This window comes from Kluyvera sp. EC_51, from assembly GCF_019584505.1.
GTDB lineage: Bacteria > Pseudomonadota > Gammaproteobacteria > Enterobacterales > Enterobacteriaceae > Kluyvera > Kluyvera sichuanensis.
Genome location: NZ_VDAG01000042.1, coordinates 1 through 21,132, shown reverse-complemented (window position 1 = coordinate 21,132; position 21,132 = coordinate 1). Strand labels below are relative to the sequence as shown.

At 54.5% G+C, this 21,132-nt stretch carries 23 protein-coding genes; 7 read left to right on the top strand and 16 right to left on the bottom strand.

Translation table 11 applies throughout. The annotated features are described in order from the left end of the window. Positions 1-23: 23 nt before the first annotated feature. From FHC49_RS10885 to FHC49_RS10875, 3 genes are read right to left on the bottom strand one after another with little or no spacing between them, the layout of a single operon-like run. Positions 24-2,048 carry an FUSC family protein gene (locus tag FHC49_RS10885; RefSeq protein WP_220439745.1) on the bottom strand — a complete coding sequence of 675 codons (2,025 nt, stop codon included), beginning with the start codon at positions 2,046-2,048 and terminating at the stop codon, positions 24-26. After that, positions 2,045-2,905, bottom strand: coding sequence for an HlyD family secretion protein (locus FHC49_RS10880; protein ID WP_220439744.1), 861 nt, complete (start codon positions 2,903-2,905; stop codon positions 2,045-2,047). The genes FHC49_RS10885 and FHC49_RS10880 overlap by 4 nt, the downstream gene beginning before the upstream one ends. 9 nt (positions 2,906-2,914) lie before the next feature. Beyond that, on the bottom strand, positions 2,915-3,151 hold the full coding sequence (locus FHC49_RS10875) for a DUF1656 domain-containing protein (protein WP_185666158.1): 237 nt from the start codon (positions 3,149-3,151) through the stop codon (positions 2,915-2,917). Between the two features lie 195 nt (positions 3,152-3,346). Between FHC49_RS10875 and slyA the strand changes: the two genes are divergently transcribed. Beyond that, a complete protein-coding gene (slyA, locus tag FHC49_RS10870) occupies positions 3,347-3,787 on the top strand; it encodes a transcriptional regulator SlyA (RefSeq protein WP_185666159.1) in 441 nt (146 codons plus the stop codon). 55 nt (positions 3,788-3,842) lie between these two features. On the opposite strand, the gene FHC49_RS10865 is transcribed toward slyA, so the two are convergent. Next, positions 3,843-5,201 carry a GGDEF domain-containing protein gene (locus tag FHC49_RS10865; RefSeq protein ID WP_220439743.1) on the bottom strand — a complete coding sequence of 453 codons (1,359 nt, stop codon included), beginning with the start codon at positions 5,199-5,201 and terminating at the stop codon, positions 3,843-3,845. Positions 5,202-5,434: 233 nt separating this feature from the next. After that, positions 5,435-5,902, bottom strand: a complete 468-nt coding sequence (gene slyB / locus FHC49_RS10860; RefSeq protein WP_185666161.1) for an outer membrane lipoprotein SlyB — start codon at positions 5,900-5,902, stop codon at positions 5,435-5,437. Positions 5,903-6,164: 262 nt separating this feature from the next. On the opposite strand from slyB, the gene anmK reads away from it, so the two are divergent. The 5 genes from anmK to pdxY all read left to right on the top strand — a co-directional run bounded on the left by anmK (position 6,165) and on the right by pdxY (position 10,745). After that, positions 6,165-7,289, top strand: coding sequence for an anhydro-N-acetylmuramic acid kinase (anmK, locus tag FHC49_RS10855; RefSeq protein ID WP_220439742.1), 1,125 nt, complete (start codon positions 6,165-6,167; stop codon positions 7,287-7,289). 93 nt (positions 7,290-7,382) lie between these two features. Then, positions 7,383-7,706 (top strand): C-type lysozyme inhibitor, encoded by a 324-nt coding sequence (mliC, locus tag FHC49_RS10850; protein ID WP_185666163.1) that lies wholly within the window; start codon positions 7,383-7,385, stop codon positions 7,704-7,706. A 57-nt stretch (positions 7,707-7,763) separates the two neighbouring features. Beyond that, positions 7,764-8,420 (top strand): pyridoxamine 5'-phosphate oxidase, encoded by a 657-nt coding sequence (gene pdxH, locus FHC49_RS10845; protein ID WP_035897054.1) that lies wholly within the window; start codon positions 7,764-7,766, stop codon positions 8,418-8,420. 125 nt (positions 8,421-8,545) lie between these two features. Further along, the gene (gene tyrS, locus FHC49_RS10840; RefSeq protein ID WP_185666164.1) at positions 8,546-9,820 is read left to right on the top strand and encodes a tyrosine--tRNA ligase; all 1,275 of its coding nucleotides are present in this window, start codon (positions 8,546-8,548) and stop codon (positions 9,818-9,820) included. 64 nt (positions 9,821-9,884) lie between these two features. After that, positions 9,885-10,745, top strand: a complete 861-nt coding sequence (gene pdxY, locus FHC49_RS10835; protein WP_185666165.1) for a pyridoxal kinase PdxY — start codon at positions 9,885-9,887, stop codon at positions 10,743-10,745. A 94-nt stretch (positions 10,746-10,839) separates the two neighbouring features. Here pdxY and gstA read toward each other — a convergent pair whose 3' ends face one another. From gstA to ydgT, 11 genes are all read right to left on the bottom strand, one after another. Continuing rightward, complete coding sequence (gstA, locus tag FHC49_RS10830; RefSeq protein WP_185666166.1) at positions 10,840-11,445, bottom strand: glutathione transferase GstA; 606 nt, start codon at positions 11,443-11,445, stop codon at positions 10,840-10,842. Between the two features lie 148 nt (positions 11,446-11,593). Continuing rightward, positions 11,594-13,099, bottom strand: coding sequence for a dipeptide/tripeptide permease DtpA (dtpA, locus tag FHC49_RS10825; RefSeq protein WP_185666167.1), 1,506 nt, complete (start codon positions 13,097-13,099; stop codon positions 11,594-11,596). A gap of 591 nt (positions 13,100-13,690) precedes the next feature. Beyond that, entirely contained in the window at positions 13,691-14,326 is a 636-nt protein-coding gene (gene nth, locus FHC49_RS10820; RefSeq protein ID WP_035897047.1) for an endonuclease III, read from the bottom strand. Continuing rightward, positions 14,326-15,024 (bottom strand): electron transport complex subunit E, encoded by a 699-nt coding sequence (locus tag FHC49_RS10815; protein ID WP_220439741.1) that lies wholly within the window; start codon positions 15,022-15,024, stop codon positions 14,326-14,328. The genes nth and FHC49_RS10815 overlap by 1 nt, the downstream gene beginning before the upstream one ends. Positions 15,025-15,027: 3 nt before the next feature. Beyond that, positions 15,028-15,648, bottom strand: a complete 621-nt coding sequence (gene rsxG, locus FHC49_RS10810) for an electron transport complex subunit RsxG (protein ID WP_220439740.1) — start codon at positions 15,646-15,648, stop codon at positions 15,028-15,030. A gap of 8 nt (positions 15,649-15,656) precedes the next feature. Then, the gene (rsxD, locus tag FHC49_RS10805) at positions 15,657-16,709 is read right to left on the bottom strand and encodes an electron transport complex subunit RsxD (protein WP_185666171.1); all 1,053 of its coding nucleotides are present in this window, start codon (positions 16,707-16,709) and stop codon (positions 15,657-15,659) included. After that, positions 16,710-18,842, bottom strand: a complete 2,133-nt coding sequence (gene rsxC / locus FHC49_RS10800) for an electron transport complex subunit RsxC (protein WP_220439739.1) — start codon at positions 18,840-18,842, stop codon at positions 16,710-16,712. Further along, positions 18,835-19,410 (bottom strand): electron transport complex subunit RsxB, encoded by a 576-nt coding sequence (gene rsxB / locus FHC49_RS10795; RefSeq protein ID WP_185666173.1) that lies wholly within the window; start codon positions 19,408-19,410, stop codon positions 18,835-18,837. The genes rsxC and rsxB overlap by 8 nt, the downstream gene beginning before the upstream one ends. Next, positions 19,410-19,991 (bottom strand): electron transport complex subunit RsxA, encoded by a 582-nt coding sequence (rsxA, locus tag FHC49_RS10790; protein ID WP_185666174.1) that lies wholly within the window; start codon positions 19,989-19,991, stop codon positions 19,410-19,412. The genes rsxB and rsxA overlap by 1 nt, the downstream gene beginning before the upstream one ends. 77 nt (positions 19,992-20,068) lie before the next feature. Beyond that, on the bottom strand, positions 20,069-20,509 hold the full coding sequence (locus FHC49_RS10785; RefSeq protein ID WP_220439738.1) for a DUF2569 domain-containing protein: 441 nt from the start codon (positions 20,507-20,509) through the stop codon (positions 20,069-20,071). A gap of 83 nt (positions 20,510-20,592) precedes the next feature. Further along, positions 20,593-20,808, bottom strand: coding sequence for a transcription modulator YdgT (ydgT, locus tag FHC49_RS10780; RefSeq protein ID WP_185666176.1), 216 nt, complete (start codon positions 20,806-20,808; stop codon positions 20,593-20,595). A 266-nt stretch (positions 20,809-21,074) separates the two neighbouring features. On the opposite strand from ydgT, the gene FHC49_RS24695 reads away from it, so the two are divergent. Then, on the top strand, positions 21,075-21,132 hold a 58-nt coding region (locus tag FHC49_RS24695; RefSeq protein ID WP_097491765.1), incomplete at its 3' end, for an IS1 family transposase.

Genomic DNA, 21,132 nt, shown 5'->3' with positions numbered 1-21,132 from the left:
TTTACCGCCTGCATCCTTTCTTTTTACGCCGGTTGTTCGGTCAGCGTACCGGGCGGCGGTGCCGTTTCCAGCTGTGAAAGCGAACAGTACAGACGCCACAGAATCGAGGCTAGTTCCCGGGCTGCTGGTTGATGGTGGTGGGCCAGCGTGTCGCAGATTCGTTGCAGTTCCTGAAGCGTAGCGGCCAGCGGACGTTGCTGAACCCCACGTTCGCTCATCACATCCCGTAGCAGGCTAATACACATATCGCGCACCTGCGACAGCGGGTCCGAACGGGCTTCCCAGGCGCGAAGCTGCCAGACCACGTGCGAACAGTTCAGCAGCACCACGCCCCAGCGTAACAGCCAGCGGCGTGCTGGTTCATCCTGGCTGCTGCTGAGCTGGCTAACATGATGATAAACCAGCGATTCAAATTCATGCTCGCTGTTTGTCGGGTGTCGACTCAACTGGTCAACAAAGTGACGCCGTAACGCCCGAATATGACGGCGGCTTTTGCGCGCATCTGAACCGGGAGTCAGCACGGCAAAAGCCAGCCATGCCAGACCAACGCCGATGATTTTGGCCAGGTTATCGTTAAGGAAATCGCCAAAATTGTAGACTGGCGGATTGGTCACCGCGATAAATGAACCCATAAAGACGATAAGCGACCCCCACAGCCTTGCCTGTTTGGGCATCTGCAGTTTCAACAGTTGCATGGTTAGCAACAGCGGGAAGAGAAACAGCATGAACTGCCAGAGATCGCTGATTTGCACCATCAGGCCGAATTTGACGCCAAAGCTGAATATCGACAGCAGGATCAAGGTACGCATCAGTAGCGTCAACGAACTGAATGGTGACGGCACGTTGGAATAGAGTACGCAGCAGATAGCTGCCAGGGTTAAGGCCGCCGCGCCTGATTCCCACTGGGTGCTGATGCTTAGCGCGCCAACGCTGACAAGTGCGAAGAAGGTACGGATGCCGCTCCATGCTGCTTCGGCATGGTCGGTATGGCGCATCAAGGCGGGGGCGGCTGGCACGGTAAACTCGGTCACCGCGGTCGCGTTTTCCAGCCGCTGCAGCCAGTGGCTGGTGGTGAGGTATAGACGGCAGAAGTAACGTAAACGATGCCAGAATGCGTGGTGGCGATAATCTTGCGGGTCGCTCGGCGCTAGTGGAGCAATAATTCGCGCGACGATATAGGCATCGCAGTCGGGCTTCGCCAGCGCCAGCAACAATTCTTCCAGCACCGGTCGGATAGTTTGCGGCGCCTCCGGCCAGTTCAGCAGCAGGCGACGTAAGCTTGAGATAACGCTAGTCAGTCGTAGCTGTTGATGTAGCAAATAGTTGAGCAGCGTGTTCTGTCGTCGTAGGCGATAGTGGCTCCAGAAGGCCTGAATGCGCAGCAGATTCATCGTCAGGATTTGGCTGATCACGCTCTGGTGCGCAGTGCGGATGGCATCGGTGGTGACCGGTTGCCAGAGCATGTTGGCGTGTTCAAGTAACCGGGCGTGCATATTTTTAAGCGCCGTCAGCAGGGTACTGCCGTCAGAGGTGCTGGGCAGGATCATCATCATCACCCCGCCGCACAGAATCCCGACAATCACTTCACACACGCGCGCCTGAGCAATGTCCCAGAGTCGGGTGGCATCCACCACATTGATAATAGGAAACGCGATAATGGCACAGGTGTAGCCCGCCAGCTGAAAGGCGTAGGCGACGTTGTTGGTGTACATCGCGCAGGCCCAGGTACAGAAAGCCAGCCAGCCGGACATAGCAAACAGGAACAGCCAGGGGTCGGTCAGGGTATGCCCGGCTATCAACAGCGCCGCGCAGGCGCCGAGCATACTCCCGGCAACACGCCCGAGGCTTTTACTGATAACACCGCCAACGGTCGGAAAGCTGACCACTGCAGCGGAGGTCATCGCCCAGTAAGGTTCATCAAGGTTGAGCCAGTAGGCGATGCTAAGCGCGAGACACATGGCAATGGCGTTGCGCATGGCATAGCGCCATTGCGGCACGGTCGCTTTAACCCAGGGCAATGACCGCCATGTTAAAGCGGGAAAGATCATTGCTTCCCACCGGCTATAGAGACGGTGCAGGTGGTACCGGCAACCAGCACGGTATCTGCTGGCAGCGCGTCTAATTCAATGCGTACCGGCACACGCTGCGCCAGACGCACCCATGGGATGGTCGGCTTGATATCGGCAACGAGCTTGCCGTCTGTTGCCAGACTCTGGTCGTGAATGGCGCGGCCGATGCTGGATACGTGACCCTGTAACTTTTTATCGTCACTGTAGAGGACGACATCGGCGCGGTTGCCTTCGCGGATGTGGCGCAGTTTGGTCTCTTCGAAGTAGCCGACCACGTAGAAGGAGTGGCTGTCGATCAGCGCAAAGACCGGCTGTCCGACGGCGGCATAGTTGCCGATGCGGGTTGAGAGGTTGGTGACCCAACCGTCGACCGGTGCTTTTACGTTGGTTTGAGCCAACTGCCAGCGGGCATGTTCGCGTTCGGCTTTGGCGGCATCAAAGTTGGCCTGTGCTGCTTTCAGCGTCATGTTGGCCGTATCGAGGTCCTCGGCGGAGATAAAGTTCTGTGACAGCCCCCGGCGGCGCTCCACTTCATGGCTGGCGCGCGAAAGGTCGGACTGAGCCTTGGCAAGCTTCGCATCGGCATTCATCTCGGCAATTTTCCACGGCGTTGGGTCAATCTGGAACAGCACGTCGCCAGCGCGGACAAACTGGTTGTCCTTTACGTTGAGGGTCAGAATACTGCCAGAAACCTGTGGGGTAATATCAACCTGTTCGGCGCGAATTTTGCCGTCGCGCGTCCACGGCGACTGCATGTAGTAGTTCCAGACCAGCCAGCAGGCGATGATAGCCAGGGCCGCGATGAGCAGTGTTGAGAAATATTTTAATTTTTTCATTGAGTTACATTACCACCAAACCAGTATCATCAGCGCCATACACACTGAAAGCGCAAAGAAAGAGAGATCCATCAATAGCGGGTGCCAGATATCACCGGCATACATCCAATCGCGCAATAAACGGTGAATTATTAACCAGAACAGGAAGCCCAGCAGGACGGCTTTAAATACAGGGGGAAAATAAATAGAAGCACCAACCACAAGGTCTTGCAGCGGGACTCCTGGAATGTGGAAAATAGACTTCACAAGCAAAAATCCTTTGCAATTGAAGAGTTATGGCTCGATAGTGTGTCGTGTTTTGACATACATTCACATCATTTGAAACAGTGTAACTCACGGATCTGGTTTGCGTGCACGTGGCAATTCATTTGTTTTGCTAATTTAAATACTGCACACTATTCTAAAATCAGTATAATAACTTAGCAAGCTAATTATAAGGAGATGAAATTGGAATCGCCATTAGGTTCTGATCTGGCACGGTTGGTGCGCATTTGGCGTGCTTTGATTGACCATCGCCTCAAACCTCTGGAACTCACGCAGACTCACTGGGTCACGCTGCATAATATTCATCAGCTGCCGCCCGAACAGTCGCAAATCCAACTGGCAAAGGCGATCGGCATCGAGCAGCCGTCTTTAGTTCGTACTCTGGATCAGCTGGAAGAGAAGGGACTGATCTCTCGCCAGACCTGTGCGAATGACCGCCGTGCTAAACGCATTAAGTTGACTGAGAAAGCAGAACCGCTGATCCAGGAGATGGAAGCGGTCATCAGCCACACGCGCGGTGATATCCTGTCGGGGATCTCCGCCGAGGAGCTGGGGATATTGACCACGCTGATCCGCAAACTGGAGCAGAATATCATTGAGCTGCAATCGCGCGATTGATACTCATTGATACTCAAAAAAACCCGCGATAGTCGCGGGTTTTTTTTCACCTCTCTTATTCCCAGACCATTACGCGGTTTCTGCCCGCCGCTTTGGCGCGGTACATCGCTTCATCCGCACGTCTGACGCACTCTTCTACCGGCACCGATAAATCGACGGCGGTGAAAACGCCCATGCTGATGGTGATAGACTCTGGCAGCTGCGCATGGCTGCTTTCGGCATTATGCTGGCTGATTGCCAGGCGAATACGCTCGGCAATCGTTCGCGCCACCTCGGGAGAGGTGTTAACCAGCAGCAGAGCAAATTCTTCGCCACCGATGCGGGCGGCAACGTCGTTTTGCCGTACCGAATCCTGCAGGACTTTCGCCACGAACTGAATCACCTTGTCGCCCTGCAGGTGCCCATATTTGTCATTGATACGCTTAAAGTGGTCCAGATCGCTGACAATCACCGATACCGGTTGACCGTCGGCAATAGTAGGCAACAGTGCGGTAAACGAGTCGTAGAAATAGCTGCGATTGTACAGTCGTGTTAATGGATCGCGGATAGAGTTCTGGTACGAGTCATGGTATTTCGCATTGGACTGGCGATAGAGCGTGAACACGTCGCAAAACAGCACAAAGATAAGGAACAGAGTGGAGATGGTTTCGAACAGGCGCGCCTGATACCAGCTGTAGCTGGCGGTCTCCTGGCCGGTCATCAGGACAAACAGCGTGAAGATATAGCAGGCGCAGAAGAAGGCCCCGCTGTACCAGAATATATTGCGCAGTTGCGTTGTAATCAGAATGGTGAAAAGCGTTATCCCCCAAAGACCAAACAATATCCAGCTGATAATTCCTTGCCAGACGTCAGTATATTTAAAGGTAAGATTATCAATAAAGGCAACGCTGAGTAACGGATCGTTGCTGGAATATAGCCAGGCCAATTCCATAATGCAGGCGCAGAAAATAACGATGCCGCTGAGAATGAAAAAATGAATTTTGCGGGTGTGCATCTCACGCAGTTTAAATGCGTAGAGAATGACGGCGGTCATAAAGAGTAGCGCCATTAATATATTACGGAATACGTAAAAGATCAGAGCATCATTATAATTTGCGATATTCACGCCGCCGCAGAGGAACCAATCCGGATAACTCTTCAGCGTTCCCAGCATCAGCAATGCAGAGCTAGCAAAGGCGCAGGCGATGGGCATAAGGTAGAGACGACGTTTATCACACAAATACTTCATGACCATGAACACGGCGATCATAGTGTGAAAAACCATGAGAAAAATCGTCAGCGTTGGGAACAATATCGGCGCAATAGACGGAACGTTGCTGATAAACGCGTTCGAGAAATGATTCAGAACAAGCGTGCCAATAAGAGTGATGGTCAGATAAATCAAAAAGCGCTGTAGCGGGAATTTTAGCAGCATATATGTGTCCTGTGTACGCAACGCCGGGCATGCAACGGGCATCCAGCCCTATACGCAGGGAGTGTAATAGATAAACTGTCAGTAAATATTGTCCACGCGCAAATAATACATAAGCTAAATGTCAATTATGCATTCATGGTATGAATTAATTGTTTATTTGAAATAAGTATTAGAAATAATACTGAGTGGTGGAAAGGTACGTGGCCGTAGCGGCCACGTACGCAAAGTGAGGTTTAACGCGGGGAAACGGTAACCTGGCTGCCGTTGCTTGCCATCACGACACGCTGGCCAGCTGAGAAGCGGGTATCGCCCTGTTTCTGCACCACCATAATGGTGTTACCGTCATCTTTACGAATTTCCAGCTCAACGCCCTGGGTTTTATTCATCGCACCCTGAACGCCTTGACCTGCTACGCCACCTGCCACGGCACCCGCCGCAGTCGCCAGGGAACGACCGGTGCCGCCACCGATAGTGTTACCCAGGAAGCCACCCAGAACTGCACCGCCGATGGCGCCGATAACGTTGTTATCGTCGCCGCCCTGAATTTGAACAGGACGTACGTGGACGATGGTACCGTAGGTCACGTTCTGGACCTGTTTCGCTTCGGATGCCGAGTAAACATCGCCTGACAACCCGCTGTTGCTGACACATCCGGCCAGGGATAAACCAATCATTGAAACAGCCAATACGCGTAACATCATTTTATGAATCTCCAGTTCACTCAGAATCGCTCTTGTGAGCATCCGTACTAAACGATTATATGGTATTTGATTCGAGCGGTCATATATTCCGCATTTATTATTAATAAGAATAATCCATAATGGCTTAACCAACGTTAAACGCAAGGGAAACTACCGGGCGGGTCGATGGTAGGTATATTGTTAAAAAGTATTATCAGTTAATAGCATTAAGTGTCACTTTATGATTGAGTGTTGACTTTGCAAAGATGACTAAGGACGGCGTATGAAATCCGGGCGATATATTGGCGTGATGTCGGGAACCAGCCTTGACGGCGTGGACGTAGTGCTCGCGGCCATTGATGAAAGCCGCGTAGCCCAGCTTGCCAGCCTTACCTGGCCAATACCGGTAGCCCTAAAAGAGGCCGTGCTCGCCATCTGCCAGGGGCAGGCGCTGACGCTTTCGCAACTCGGCCAGCTCGACAATCGGCTGGGGACTTTGTTTGCTGAAGCAGTTATCGCGCTAATGTCTCAGGAGCATCTTGAGGCGCACGATATCGTCGCCATCGGCTGCCATGGGCAAACGGTATGGCATGAGCCGACGGGCGCTGCACCGCACACGATGCAGATTGGCGACAACAATATTATCGCCGCCCGCACCGGCGTGAGCGTAGTGGGGGATTTCCGCCGCCGCGACATGGCGCTGGGTGGGCAGGGCGCGCCGCTGGTGCCCGCTTTTCACCAGGCGCTGCTGGCGCATCCTGATGAACGTCGGATGATCCTCAACATCGGCGGTATTGCCAACCTCTCTTTACTGGTTCCTGGCATGCCGGTGCGCGGTTTTGATACCGGTCCGGGTAATATGCTGATGGATGCGTGGATCTGGCGCAGCCTGGGCAAACCATACGACAAAGACGCCGAGTGGGCCAGCGAAGGCAAGGTTATCCTACCGATGCTGCAGGATATGCTGAGCGACCCGTACTTCTCGGCACCTGCACCAAAAAGCACCGGGCGGGAGTACTTTAACTACGGCTGGCTGGCGCAGTTCCTGGCGCGCTATCCGGGCCTGCGTCCGCAGGACGTACAAGCGACGCTGACTGAACTGACCGCCGTGACCATCAGCGAACAGGTGATGTTGAGCGGCGGATGCGAACGTCTGCTGGTCTGCGGCGGTGGCAGCCGTAATCCGTTGGTGATGGCGCGTCTGGCCGGCCTGCTTGCCGGAACGGAAGTGGCGAGCACCGATGCTTACGGGATCAGCGGTGACGATATGGAAGCGCTGGCATTTGCCTGGCTTGCCTGGCGAACCGTCGCCGGACTGCCGGGTAACCTACCGTCTGTGACCGGTGCTTCGGAGGCGACCGTGCTAGGGGCTATTTATCCAGCAAATCCGCAGCATAATCAGAGTTAACTGACATCTTCTTTTACAGTGGGCCGGTAGACTTAACTTGAACGGGAGTGTGAGAATCACTCCTTGACCAGGAATGTCGGAAGGCCCAAAACAATGAAAAAGCTACTTATCGCTGTTCTCCCTTTTATGCTCGCTGGCTGCAGTGCGTACAATCAGTTTATGGAACGCATGCAGACCGACACGCTGGAATACCAGTGTGAGGAAAAACCGCTGACCGTGCATCTTAACAATCAGCGCCAACAGGTGAATTTTATCTATGACAACCAACAGCTGAATCTCCAGCAGGGGATCTCCGCGTCGGGCGCTCGCTATACCGACGGGATCTACGTGTTCTGGTCTAAGGGTAACGAAGCAACCGTCTACAAACGCGATCATATCGTGTTGAATAACTGCCAGTTACAAAACCCCAAGCGTTGAGATTTTCAGGCGGGCGGCGCACAATAACGACACCCGTTGACTACTCTCTTAAACGCCATGTCTGATAACGACGATCTGCAACAAATCGCGCATCTGCGCCGTGAGTACACCCGTGGCGGTCTGCGTCGCCACGACCTTCCTGCTGAACCGCTGCCCTTGTTCGAACGTTGGTTACGCCAGGCATGTGATGCCAGACTGGCCGACCCTACGGCGATGGTGGTTGCCACGGTTGATGAAAACGGTCAGCCGTATCAGCGTATCGTTCTGCTCAAGCACTATGATGAGAAAGGGCTGGTCTTCTATACCAACCTGGGTAGCCGTAAGGCGCATCAGCTGGAGAACAATCCGCGCATCAGCCTGCTGTTCCCGTGGCATATGCTGGAGCGGCAGGTGATGGTTATCGGCAAGGCTGAACGTCTGTCGACCCTCGAAGTGGTGAAGTATTTCCACAGCCGCCCGCGCGACAGCCAAATTGGCGCTTGGGTATCTAAGCAGTCCAGCCGCATCTCCGCGCGCGGTATCCTCGAAAGCAAGTTCATGGAACTGAAACAGAAATTCCAGCAGGGTGAGGTCCCGCTGCCAAGTTTCTGGGGCGGTTTCCGCGTTTCTATTGAGCAGATGGAGTTCTGGCAGGGCGGTGAACATCGTCTGCACGATCGTTTTTTATACCAGCGCGACGCGGATGCCTGGAAAATCGACCGTCTGGCACCGTAATCCCTGAAATTTGTTGTGTTAAGCGCTAGCGCTGAGTGCGCCAGCGCTTTATTCTATAGAGCTTTCGCGTCTGGCGAAAAGTCGTGTACCGGCAAAGGTGCAGTCGTATATAGATGGAGAATTTGATGGCAAGCAGTAACTTGATTAAACAACTGCAAGAGCGGGGGCTAGTCGCCCAGGTAACGGACGAGGTAGCGTTAGCAGAGCGACTGGCGCAAGGCCCGATCGCGCTCTATTGCGGCTTCGACCCTACCGCCGACAGCTTGCATTTGGGGCATCTTGTTCCTTTGTTATGCCTGAAACGCTTCCAGGAGGCAGGGCATAAGCCTGTTGCACTGGTCGGTGGCGCAACCGGTCTGATTGGCGACCCAAGCTTTAAAGCGGCCGAGCGTAAACTGAATACCGAAGATACCGTGCAGGAGTGGGTGGATAAAATCCGCAAACAGGTGGCACCGTTCCTCGATTTCGACTGCGGCGACAATTCGGCTATCGCGGCCAACAACTATGATTGGTTCGGCGGCATGAACGTGCTGACCTTCCTGCGTGATATCGGTAAACACTTCTCTGTTAACCAGATGATTAACAAAGAAGCGGTGAAACAGCGTCTTAACCGTGACGATCAGGGCATCTCTTTCACCGAGTTTTCCTACAACCTGCTGCAGGGCTATGACTTTGCCTGCCTGAACAAACTGCACGGCGTTGCGCTGCAGATTGGTGGTTCCGACCAGTGGGGTAACATTACCTCCGGTATCGACCTGACCCGTCGTCTTCACCAGAACCAGGTATTCGGCCTGACCGTTCCGCTGATCACCAAAGCGGACGGCACCAAATTCGGTAAGACCGAAGGCGGCGCAGTCTGGCTGGATCCGAAGAAAACCAGCCCGTACAAATTCTACCAGTTCTGGATCAACACCGCGGATGCCGACGTTTATCGCTTCCTGAAGTTCTTCACCTTTATGGACATTGAAGAGATCAATGCGCTGGAAGAAGAAGATAAGAACAGCGGTAAAGCTCCTCGCGCCCAGTACGTACTGGCCGAGCAGGTGACCCGTCTGGTGCACGGTGAAGAAGGTCTGGTGGCGGCAAAACGCATCACCGATAGCCTGTTCAGCGGTTCACTGAGCGCGCTGAGCGAAGAAGACTTCGAGCAGCTGGCGCAGGACGGTGTGCCGATGGTTGAGATGGATAAAGGGGCTGACCTGATGCAGGCGCTGGTGGACTCCGAGCTGCAGCCGTCTCGCGGCCAGGCGCGTAAAACCATCGCCTCTAACGCAGTCACCATTAACGGTGAAAAACAGGCTGACCCGGAATATTTCTTCCAGGAAAGCGATATTCTCTTCGGTCGTTACACCCTGTTACGCCGTGGTAAGAAAAATTACTGTTTGATCTGCTGGAAGTAATATTCCGAAACGAGGGGGCGTGGGAAACTACGCCCCCTTCTTTTTTGTCGTCTGAGTAGAGCTAATGAACAACATCCTCGCCATTCAATCTCACGTCGTTTTTGGGCATGCGGGCAATAGCGCCGCCGAGTTTCCTATGCGTCGCCTTGGTGCGAACGTCTGGCCGCTAAACACGGTGCAGTTTTCCAACCATACCCAATATGGTCAGTGGACGGGCTGCGTGATGCCGCCAGCGCATCTGACAGAGATTGTGCAGGGCATTGCGGCTATCGACCAGTTGAAGCGCTGTGACGCGGTGCTGAGCGGCTATCTGGGCTCTGCGGAGCAGGGCGAGCATATTCTTGGCATCGTGCGTCAGGTGAAAGCGGCGAACCCGCAGGCGAAATTTTTCTGCGACCCGGTTATGGGGCACCCAGAAAAGGGCTGCATCGTGGCGCCAGGCGTGGCGGAATTCCATAAGCGCTATGCCATGCCGGCAAGTGACATCATCGCGCCGAACCTGATTGAGCTCGAAATTCTCGCCGGTCGCGACGTGAAGGATGTGAACGATGCGGTGCTGGCTGCGCGTGAGCTGATTGCTCAGGGGCCGGAGATCGTGCTGGTGAAGCATCTGGCCCGTGCAGGATACAGTCAGGATCGCTTTGAGATGCTGTTGGTGACGGCGGATGAAGCCTGGCATATCAGCCGTCCACTGATCGACTTTGGCGCGCGTCACCCGGTGGGCGTGGGCGATGTGACCAGCGGTCTGCTGCTGGTTAAGCTGCTGCAAGGGGCTAGCCTTCGCGACGCGCTGGAGCATGTGACTGCGGCGGTGTACGAGATTATGGTCACCACCAAAGAGATGGGCGAGTATGAGTTGCAGGTAGTGGCGGCGCAGGATCGTATTGCGAAGCCAGTTCACTGTTTTAGCGCCACTCAGCTGTAAATATTCCCGGCGTCGCGAAGCTCTGCCGGGCTACACTAGCCTGTAGCCCGGACGAGGTGCGAAGCGCCGACTCCGGGGAGCCAGCACAGCAATATTACTTCAGACCTTCAGCCGCCATGGCTGCCGCCACCGCAGGACGCGCCGCGACGCGCTCCATATAGGCCGCAATATTTTTGTATCCCGCCATTTCCAGCTTCACGGCAAACGCCCAGCGAAGCACGGTAAACAGATAGGCATCGGCAATAGTGAAACGTGAACCGCTGATCCACTGCGCGTTCGCCAGCGATTCATCGATGTAGGCCAGTTTCTTATCCAGCAGCGCGCGCGCCGTTGGTTTGTAATCTTCCGGGGTATCCGGGCGGAACAGTGGCGTAAAGCCTTTGTGCAGCTCGGTCGCGATATAGTTCAGCCATTCCAGCGTTCTGTAACGATTGATGGTACCAACCGGTGCCAGCAGCTGGCGATCCGCAACGCTATCGGCGATGTACTGCATGATAGCCACGCCTTCCGTCAGCAGGGTGTTGTCGTCCAGCAGCAGCGCAGGAACCTGGCCTTTCGGGTTGACCTTCAGGAAATCGTCACCGTTTTCCATACGTTTGTGCATCAGGTCGACGCCGATAAGCGTAAAGTCCTTTCCGCTCTCCCTCAACGTGATGTGCGATGCAAGGGAACAGGCGCCGGGTTTGTAGAACAATTTCATGGGTAACTCCTTCAGACTTGGTTATTTTTGTTTTCCCTCAGCCGAAGGGCAGCCGAGAGATATGGAGGTATGTTAGTGCCTGAAGCGATAAAAAAAAAGCCGCTAACAGAAGTTAGCGGCCTAAATATTTATTCGTTTCCCGATGACGTTATGCGGAAGCGACTTTACCGTCAGCAGCAGGTTTTGCGTCGTCCTGAGTCATACGGTTCAGTTTCGGAGCGGTCAGCAGCATCAGCACGGCGATAATGGCCGTAGCAACACCAATCTGCAGGAATACGTGGCCATAAATGTTCAGAGACATCAGCGGATCAGTCACGTTTTCCGGAACCGCCATCATGCCTGCAACGTAACCACCGATGATGTTCGCACCCGCGGTAGTCAGGAACCAGCTACCCATGATGAAGCCCATCAGGCGCTGTGGAACCAGCTGTGCCACCATCGCCAGACCCAGACCAGAAATCATCAGTTCACCGATACTCTGCAGGCCGTAGCTGATGATCAGCCAGTTAACGGAAACGATACCCGCGTCGGAAGCGAACTTCGCGCCCAGCGGCAGCACCAGGAAGGCACCGGAGCACAGCACCATACCAATCGCGAACTTAGTCGGCATTGGCAGGTTGTCGCCCATCTTGTTATAGATAGCGGCCAGAATTGGGCTACCAATAATGATCCAGAACGGGTTCAGCGCCTGATACTGTTCCGGTTCGAACGCGATGCCCAGAATGGAGTGCTCAACGTTACGAATCGCGAAGAAGTTCAGAGAGGTTGGCATCTGGCTGTACAGCACGAAGAAGATAATCGCTTCGAGCATCAGAATGAACGCCACGATCATCTTACGACGCGGCGCACCGCTCATTGCGAAGGTTTCTTTACCGAAGATAAAGATGATGCCCAGTGCAATCACGCCCAGAACCATACGTGCGATGCCCTGGTTGTGCAGCAGCCAGGTGGCGACAGCGACCAGAATCACAACGCCAACGATGGTCAGCAGCAGGTTGCGGTAGTTGATTGGCTCGAAGTCAGGCTTGGAACCGTACTGTTTAACCCAACGCTGGCAGAAAGCGAAGTTAACCACGGTGATCAGCATACCCACGACGCTCAGCGCGAACGCAGTGCTCCAGCCGTATTTTGCGGCCAGCCATGGCGTTGCCAGCATGGAGAAGAACGAACCGATGTTCACGGACATATAGTACATGGTGAATGCACCGTCCAGACGCGGGTCGTCTTTTGCATAGCAGGTAGAGAGCAGGGAAGACGGGTTGGCTTTAAACAGGCCATTACCTACAGCGATAGCCGCCATACCCATATAGACGATGCCTGCATCGTGACCAGACCATGCGACCAGCGCATAGCCGATAGCCAGCACCACGGCACCCAGCATAATCACGCGTTTTGTACCCAGTACTTTGTCGCCCAGCCAGCCGCCGATAGCAACCAGACCGTACACTAATGCACTAAAGGAAGAGAACAGCGTGATGGAATCTGCTTCTGACATACCCAGCTGTTTAACCAGGTAAACGGCCATAATGCCTTGCAGGCCGTAGAAACCAAAACGCTCCCATAACTCGATAGAGAAGATGAGATAGAACGCTTTAGGTTGTTTGAAGGCGTTTAAACTTACGCTTTCAGTTGGTTTATTGTTTGCAGTAGACACATATACCTCTTATTTACATCCCATTCTAATGGGGGGTGTACTGGGCGGGTGCTCATTGGCATCCACCTTATAGTTATTCTGGAGGGAAACGGGAAGTAATGTTCACTATCCTGCGCTTTCAGACAAGGCCTTTGTAATACTCCGTTACAAATAAAAAGAGTGGAATAATTAACCAGACATATAAATGTTATTTAGCGTTAAATTTCACGCTTTAAATTTAAGCGGTTTTTTATTCTGAAATAGTGGGGCAAAAACGGCAATTTAACGATATCTTCTGCTGAACTCGCTTTCGTATAGTGATATAGGCTGGATTCTGAAAAATAACTGGATGATCATATTGTGCGTTACGGAGGATTCATCCTAATGATGTAAGCGAATTGCTCGTAAAGAAACATAAATGCAACATCATGTTGTGGTGATGTTCTGGTCAGTTTTTGTATAGAAAATTTCGTTAGTGATGGCCCATTTAATCTGTAAAAGCGTTATATAGGCGTTGGATGTGCCAAAAAATGAATAATTAGATGGGATTAAACGCGGTCTAGTCACTCGGAAGGGGGCGGCGGGCCGACTTGCCACGCCGCGAAAAATGGACTACAGCTCCACTTTCTCTTTAAATTCACACAGGTCTTCAATGATACAGGAACCGCAGCGAGGCTTACGGGCGATGCAGGTGTAACGGCCGTGCAGAATGAGCCAGTGGTGGCAGTCGACCTTAAACTCGGCGGGAACCACTTTCAGCAGCTTCTCCTCCACCTGTTCGACGTTCTTGCCAGGCGCAAACTGCGTGCGGTTACAGACGCGGAAGATGTGCGTATCGACGGCGATGGTGGGCCAGCCAAAAGCAGTGTTTAACACCACGTTCGCCGTTTTACGTCCAACCCCCGGTAATGCTTCCAGCGCCGCCCGGTCTTCCGGAACTTCACCACCGTGCAGTTCCAGCAGCATGCGGCAAGTCTTGATGACGTTCTCCGCTTTGCTGTTGAACAGGCCAATCGTCTTGATGTACTCCTTCACGCCATCGACGCCCAAATCAAGCATCGCCTGCGGCGTGTTTGCCACTGGGTAAAGTTTGGCGGTCGCTTTGTTGACGCTCACGTCCGTCGCCTGTGCGGAGAGCAGAACCGCAATCAGCAATTCGAACGGTGAAGTGAAGTTGAGTTCGGTGGTCGGGTGCGGGTTGTTGTCGCGCAGCCGAGTCAATATTTCAAGACGCTTGGTTTTGTTCATCAGGCTTTCTCTGCCCCATCCACGTTCACGCTATCGGCGGCAATAACCTGCTGAGCATGACATTTCTTAGTCCGTTCATCGATAAGATATTTGATAGCCAGCAGCATTCCCAGGCCGATAAATGCGCCCGGTGGCAGCATCGCCAGCAGGAAAGGGGTATCGGTATGGAAGACTTCAATGCGCAGCGCCTTCGCCCAGCTACCCAATAGGCCATCCGCGCCGTCGAACAGCGTGCCGTTACCGAGCAGTTCACGGATGGAACCCAGTACAAACATGGTGCAGGTGGCGCCCATGCCGATAGCAAAACCGTCCAGCGCCGACAGCGCCGGGCCTTTTTTGGCCGCAAACGCTTCTGCGCGACCTACGACGATACAGTTGGTCACGATAAGCGGGATAAAGATCCCCAGCGACTGGTACAGGCCGAACGCATAGGCGTTGATCAGCATCTGCACGGCGCTAACCACCGACGCAATAATCATCACGTAGATGGGGATACGAATTTCCGCTGGCGTCCAGCGACGCAGGCTGGAGATGGCCAGGTTGGTGAGCGTCAATACCAGGGTAGTGGCAAGACCTAAACCTAAGGCGTTGGTGGCGGTTGAGGTGACCGCCAGCAGCGGGCACATGCCTAAAAGCTGAACCAGCGCGGAGTTATTCTTCCACAGCCCCTGGACAATAACCTCTTTGACTTCGCTCATTGTTTATCCTCCACAGGCTTGCAGTTGTGACAGTTGGTCGGGCAGCGTTTGGGCATACAGCCCTGCGCGTTTTACCGCATTGACTACCGCACGAGGGGTAATGGTCGCCCCGGTGAACTGGTCGAACTGGCCGCCGTCTTTCTTCACTGCCCACTGGCTATCGTTCGCACCGTCGATTTTTTTACCGGCGAAGAAGGTTATCCAGTCAGACAGGCGAAGCTCTATTTTATCACCCAGCCCCGGCGTTTCGTGGTGCTCGGTCACGCGGGTACCAAGCACGGTACCGTTAAAATCGGCACCGACCAACAGCTGAATAGCGCCGGAATAGCCGTCCGGCGCGGTGGCTTCGAGTACGGCGGCGACCGGCTTATCGTCCTGACGGGCGATATAAACCTTATGCGCGCCTTTGCTGAGCGCCGGGGCTTCCACCACAAAGCAACTCTTCAACAGGTCATTATTATAGCTTCCTGCCGGAATGACCTGCTGGAACAGGGCGTTTTGCTGCTTCTCGGCCTGGTCGTCGATGGTGTGCTTGGTCAACTGGTTGATTGCCGCCGTCAGCCCGGTAGAACCGGCTGCGAACAGTGCCAGCGTGACACCGTGTTTACGCATGGTCTTTAACATGTGAATCCTCAGCGGTGTCCGTAAACGCGCGGGCGCGTATAGTAATCAATCAGTGGGACGGTGATGTTAGCTAACAGCACGGCAAACGCCACGCCGTCCGGGTAGCCGCCGAAGCTGCGAATAAGCCAGACCAGCAGGCCCGCTAGCGCACCAAAGATAAGACGACCTCGGTTGGTCGTGGAGGCGGTGACCGGGTCAGTAAGAATAAAGAACGCACCCAGCATGGTCGCGCCAGAAAGTAGATGCATCTGCGGCGAGGCGACGCTTTCCGGGTGGAACAGCCAGCCGAGCGTTGAGCAGACAGCCAGGCTCACCAGGAAACTCACCGGAATATGCCAGCGAATTGCTTTTTGCCACAGCAGGAACAGGCCGCCGACCAGATAGGCTACGTTGACCCACTGCCATCCCGCACCGGCTAGCGCACCGTGATAAATCGAGGATTTGAGGATCTCATCCACCGGATGTCCGGCATGAAGCGACGTTTTGAACGTATCGAGCGGCGTTGCCTGGCTTATGCCATCGACTCCCATCTTCAACGCCGTCATGTCCTGACCTGCAGCGGTATGACCGCTGAAAATCACCTGCAGCGCGTCCATAAAGCCCGGCACGTTGGCGGCGATATCGTGCGGCGGCAGCCAGGAGGTCATCTGAACCGGGAAGGAGATCAGCAGTACCACGTAGCCAATCATCGCTGGGTTAAACGGGTTCTGACCCAGGCCGCCGTAGAGTTGCTTAGCAATAATCACGGCAAACACGGTACCGAGTACCACCATCCACCACGGAGCAAACGGCGGAATACTGATGGCCAGCAGCAGGCCGGTCAGCAGCGCAGAGTTATCGGCGAGCGTCTGACCGATGTTCTGCTTACGCAGGCGAAGCACCAGCGACTCGGCAAGCCAGGCGGTAAGAATAGCGAGAACCAGTTGAATGACGGTTCCCCAGCCAAAAAACCAGCTCTGGACCACAATGCCGGGCAGTGCGGCAATGACCACCAGCATCATAATACGCGATGTCTGGCGATGGTTGTGGGTATAAGGGGAACTTGCGATTTTGAAAACCATTTAATCCTCGTTAACGGCCTGAGCGGCTTTCCTGGCTTGAACACGGGCAATAGCGGCAGCAACGGCGGCTTTGCGTGGGTCGTCGTTGGCGGCAGGTTCATTCATTTCTGTCGTAGCGGCCTTGCGCGCTTTGGCTCGCGCGATGGCGGCTTCGACGGCAGCTTTACGCGGGTCAACCGCTGTCTCTTCAACGGTAACGGCTGGTGCTTCAACTGATTGTGCCGCTTTACGAGCTTTGGCACGCGCGATGGCGGCTTCAACGGCAGCTTTGCGTGGATCAACCGCGTCGGCGACAGTAGCGGGTTCTTCCGGCATTGGTTGCGATGCTTTGCGTGCTTTAGCACGGGCAATAGCCGCTTCAACGGCGGCCTTGCGCGGGTCGATGGCTCCATCAACGGCAGCAGGTTCTGCTGCTTCAGTAGGGGCCGCTTTACGTGCTTTGGCGCGAGCAATAGCGGCTTCAACCGCGGCTTTACGCGGGTCGATAGCTTCAGTCGTTGCCTGCTGTTTTTCAGCCTGCGCGGCGCGAGCCTGAGCTTTACGTGCTTCACGGGCGGCAGCCACAGCGCTGTTATCCGGCACGGCACCAGCCTGAATCACAATCGGCTGCGCGGCCTGCTGTTGTTTTTCTCGTACGCGAGCCAGTGCCGCATGAATCGCATCCTGATCTTTGGCAGCAGGCTGAACGGCCGCTTTTTTATGGCGCTCTTCACGGGCGGCTTTCTCGCGTTCCAGACGCTGCTGACGCGCTTCGAAGCGAGCTTTGGCTTCTGCGGCGCGCTGTTCTTCCTGGCGAATGGCGTTGATTTCGGCCTTTTCCTGACGGAAGTACTGCACCAGCGGAATGCTGCTTGGGCAGACCCACGCGCAGGCACCACATTCAATGCAGTCGGAAAGGTTGTGTGCCGTGGCTTTATCATGCTGCTGGCCTTTGCTGAACCAGTACAACTGTTGCGGCAACAGATCGGCCGGACAGGCATCGGCGCAGGCGCTACAGCGAATGCAGCCTTTTTCCACTTCCGGCTCGCCCATTTCAGCGGCAGAAGGGGCCAGCAGACAGTTGGTGATTTTGACCACCGGTACATCAAGCCAGGGCAGGGTAAAGCCCATCAACGGGCCACCCATGATCACCATCTGGTCGCTGGTCGGGCAAAAATCGGCATGTTTGAGCAGATGCTGTACCGGCGTGCCCAGACGCGCCCAGACGTTACCAGGTTGGCCAACCGACTCACCGGTCAGCGTGACGACGCGCTCGGTCAACGGTTCGCCGTCGATGACCGCGCGTTTTACCGCATAGGCGGTGCCGACGTTCTGCATCAATACGCCAATATCCGACGAACGGCCGCCGTGCGGAACCTGTTTACCGGTCAGAATTTGCGTCAGCTGCTTTGCGCCGCCGGAAGGGTATTTGGTTGGGATAACGCGTAGACTAATACCGTGACAGCCCGCGAGCACCGCGCGCATCATCGAAATCGCCTGCGGTTTATTATCTTCGATGCCGATAAGCACCTGCTGCGGCTGCAGGATATGCGCGAGGATCTGAATACCTTCGACAATCTGCGCTGCGCAGTCCTGCATCAGGCGATCGTCAGCGGTGATGTACGGCTCGCACTCGGCGGCGTTAATAATCAGCGTGGTGATTTTATCGCCGCCGCCGCGCAGTTTGTTGCCCGTCGGGAAACCTGCTCCGCCTAAACCGGCAACGCCAAACTGGTGGATACGTTCAATCAGTGCGTCGCGACTATGGTTTTTGTAATCATTCCAGCCGTCGCGAGCTATCCAGCGGTCTTCGCCGTCGGCGTCAATAATGACGCTCATTTCTGGCAGCGCGGAAGGGTGGGCGGTAGCATGAGGTTCAATCGCCACGACCGTCCCGGAAGTGGGGGCGTGGACCGGCAACATACGCCCCCAACCGCGCGTTAACGGCTGGCCACGGAGCACGTGATCCCCAGGTTTCACGCTGAGTTCACCTTCTGCGCCAATATGTTGCTTCAACGGGATAACAAAACGCTGGGCTAGGGGAACCTGGCGCAGCGGCGTGCCGTTTGACTGGGTTTTCATTTCAGGCGGATGAATGCCCCCGTCGAAATCCCAGATTTTGTCTTTTCTGAAGGCGGAGAATAGCTTAAGCATGGTGTTCCACAGGAATGTTTCGTACCGGGATAGTGTGCAGATCCCACTTCCAGCTGTCGGTTGTCGTTTCGACAGGGCGTAACTCGATACACTGCGTTGGGCAAGGGGCCACGCACAGGTTACAGCCGGTGCACAGGTCGCTGACCACCGTATGCATGGCGCGGGTCGCGCCAATAATGGCGTCTACCGGGCAAGCCTGAATGCACTTGGTACAACCGATACAGTTATTTTCATCAATGATGGCGAGCATGCGCGCTGGCTCGGCGGCCGCTTCGTCACCGCCGATCGGCTGCGGGTCCACGTTCAACAGCGTGGCAATTTTCAGCATCACGGCTTCGCCACCGGGCGCGCAGCAGTTAATTTTTTCACCGTTGCTGACCGCTTCTGCATAAGGGCGGCAGCCGGGGTAACCGCACTGGCCACACTGGCTCTGCGGCAGCAGTTCATCAATTTTTTCAACTACCGGGTCATCCTCAACGGCAAAACGGCGTGAGGCGTAACCCAAAATGACGCCAAAAATCAACCCTAACAGGCTGATCGCAGCGACAGCAATCCAGAAGGTCATCATTACAACTTCACCAGCCCACTAAAGCCCATAAAGGCTAATGACATTAAACCAGCGGTAATCAGCGCAATGGCGTTGCCGCGAAACGGCGCAGGAACGTCGGAGACCACCAGACGTTCGCGAATAGAGGCGAACAGCACCATAACCAGCGAGAAGCCGACGGCGGCTGAAAAGCCGTACAGCGCCGACTGCAGGAAATTGTGGCCGAGGTTGATGTTAAGCAGCGCCACGCCGAGTACGGCGCAGTTGGTGGTGATAAGCGGCAGGAAAATGCCCAGCAGGCGATAGAGCGCCGGGCTGGTTTTACGCACCACCATTTCGGTGAACTGGACGACAACGGCGATGACCAGAATAAACGCCAGCGTGCGCAGGTAAACCAAATCCAGCGGGATCAGAATCCAGGTGTCGATAAGCCAGGCGCAGATAGAGGCCAGCGTCATCACGAAGGTGGTCGCCAGGCCCATCCCCATAGCCGTTTCCAGCTTTTTGGAAACGCCCATAAACGGGCAGAGCCCCAGGAACTTCACCAGGACGAAGTTATTTACCAGCACGGTACCGATAAAGAGCAATAAATAGTCAGACATCATTCGACCTGTAACAAAAAAAGCCACCTATTATCTGACAAAGTGTCTCGAGCGACAACAGGCTAAGTGTGGGGTTATTACGCGTTAGTAAAGGTGCGTTTTACCCGCTGCGAACGCTTGAAGTAAGGCACAATCAGCGCGGCGGCCAACAGCGGAAGCAGCAGCTGTCGCACGGCAAGGTCGTCCGAAATCGGCGAGAAGGCGAAGGCTTTCACCGCCAGCAGGACGCCAATCATCAACCAGATAATGTAGTGCTTTGGTACGTTATGGCGGCGCTTGAAGAAGGCAATAGTCAGCCACAGCGTGTAATAACACATGGCGATGAATGACAAGAAGGAGAGCGCGAGCAGGGCGATATTGGCCGCCCCCATCTCTTTAATCAGACTCAGGGTGTTCGGCGTCAGCAGGACGTAGCCAAATTTAACTAACGTGATGCAGATGCTTATTAACTGAACAATCAGCCAGGCCAGCGGGCCAAGCAGCCATCCGCCGATACGTTCCGCAGAATTATCCGACATTGTGTCTCCTGAAAATCAGCGCCAGTGAAGAGGAAAAAATACAGGCCGAGGAGTATAAGCAACTGGCGCTCTGGAAAAAACTACTATTGCACGAATCGCCAAACGGATTTTGGCACCTGGCCGACATCGAACAGTCGCCCGCCGGAAACCAGCTCCGCGCGACGATGGTCGGCAGCGCGATACATATTGATGATTTCTTCGGTGTTGGTCAGCGAATAGTTCAGGTGATCGTAGAGTTTTTCAAGATTGTCCAGCGAACTGACTTTGCGGAATTTTAATAAATAATCCAGAACGGTCATTTAAGGGTATCCATTTTATAATGTTAGGGCTCACCGTACAGCGTGTTTCAGTTCATGAGAAAGAACTGAATGACAAAGCGGGTAAAGGGGTGCGCAGCCAATAGGTGTATCGACATCCGTTTTTATAGAGAGTTCAGCGCATACGACTAAACCTCAGCAGGACGGCCTGGATTATTTGGCTTATAGGCAGGAATTACAATAACAGAAAATGGGTGATGCTGCCAACTTACTGATTTAGTGTATGATGGTGTTTTTGAGGTGCTCCAGTGGCTTCTGTTTCTATCAGCTGTCCCTCCTGTTCAGCTACTGACGGGGTGGTGCGTA

Bases quoted from the DNA above. Each gene is read 5' to 3' on its own strand.
- rsxC (WP_220439739.1), bottom strand. From the start codon at position 18,842: ATGCTTAAGCTATTCTCCGCCTTCAGAAAAGACAAAATCTGGGATTTC.
- ydgT (WP_185666176.1), bottom strand. From the start codon at position 20,808: ATGACCGTTCTGGATTATTTATTAAAATTCCGCAAAGTCAGTTCGCTG.
- FHC49_RS10815 (WP_220439741.1), bottom strand. From the start codon at position 15,024: ATGAGCGAAGTCAAAGAGGTTATTGTCCAGGGGCTGTGGAAGAATAAC.
- pdxH (WP_035897054.1), top strand. From the start codon at position 7,764: ATGTCTGATAACGACGATCTGCAACAAATCGCGCATCTGCGCCGTGAG.
- FHC49_RS10865 (WP_220439743.1), bottom strand. From the start codon at position 5,201: ATGCTGCTAAAATTCCCGCTACAGCGCTTTTTGATTTATCTGACCATC.
- tyrS (WP_185666164.1), top strand. From the start codon at position 8,546: ATGGCAAGCAGTAACTTGATTAAACAACTGCAAGAGCGGGGGCTAGTC.
- gstA (WP_185666166.1), bottom strand. From the start codon at position 11,445: ATGAAATTGTTCTACAAACCCGGCGCCTGTTCCCTTGCATCGCACATC.
- mliC (WP_185666163.1), top strand. From the start codon at position 7,383: ATGAAAAAGCTACTTATCGCTGTTCTCCCTTTTATGCTCGCTGGCTGC.
- FHC49_RS10885 (WP_220439745.1), bottom strand. From the start codon at position 2,048: ATGATCTTTCCCGCTTTAACATGGCGGTCATTGCCCTGGGTTAAAGCG.
- slyA (WP_185666159.1), top strand. From the start codon at position 3,347: ATGAAATTGGAATCGCCATTAGGTTCTGATCTGGCACGGTTGGTGCGC.
- anmK (WP_220439742.1), top strand. From the start codon at position 6,165: ATGAAATCCGGGCGATATATTGGCGTGATGTCGGGAACCAGCCTTGAC.
- FHC49_RS10880 (WP_220439744.1), bottom strand. From the start codon at position 2,905: ATGAAAAAATTAAAATATTTCTCAACACTGCTCATCGCGGCCCTGGCT.
- nth (WP_035897047.1), bottom strand. From the start codon at position 14,326: ATGAACAAAACCAAGCGTCTTGAAATATTGACTCGGCTGCGCGACAAC.
- rsxG (WP_220439740.1), bottom strand. From the start codon at position 15,648: ATGTTAAAGACCATGCGTAAACACGGTGTCACGCTGGCACTGTTCGCA.
- rsxD (WP_185666171.1), bottom strand. From the start codon at position 16,709: ATGGTTTTCAAAATCGCAAGTTCCCCTTATACCCACAACCATCGCCAG.
- slyB (WP_185666161.1), bottom strand. From the start codon at position 5,902: ATGATGTTACGCGTATTGGCTGTTTCAATGATTGGTTTATCCCTGGCC.
- FHC49_RS10785 (WP_220439738.1), bottom strand. From the start codon at position 20,509: ATGTCGGATAATTCTGCGGAACGTATCGGCGGATGGCTGCTTGGCCCG.
- rsxA (WP_185666174.1), bottom strand. From the start codon at position 19,991: ATGTCTGACTATTTATTGCTCTTTATCGGTACCGTGCTGGTAAATAAC.
- pdxY (WP_185666165.1), top strand. From the start codon at position 9,885: ATGAACAACATCCTCGCCATTCAATCTCACGTCGTTTTTGGGCATGCG.
- rsxB (WP_185666173.1), bottom strand. From the start codon at position 19,410: ATGATGACCTTCTGGATTGCTGTCGCTGCGATCAGCCTGTTAGGGTTG.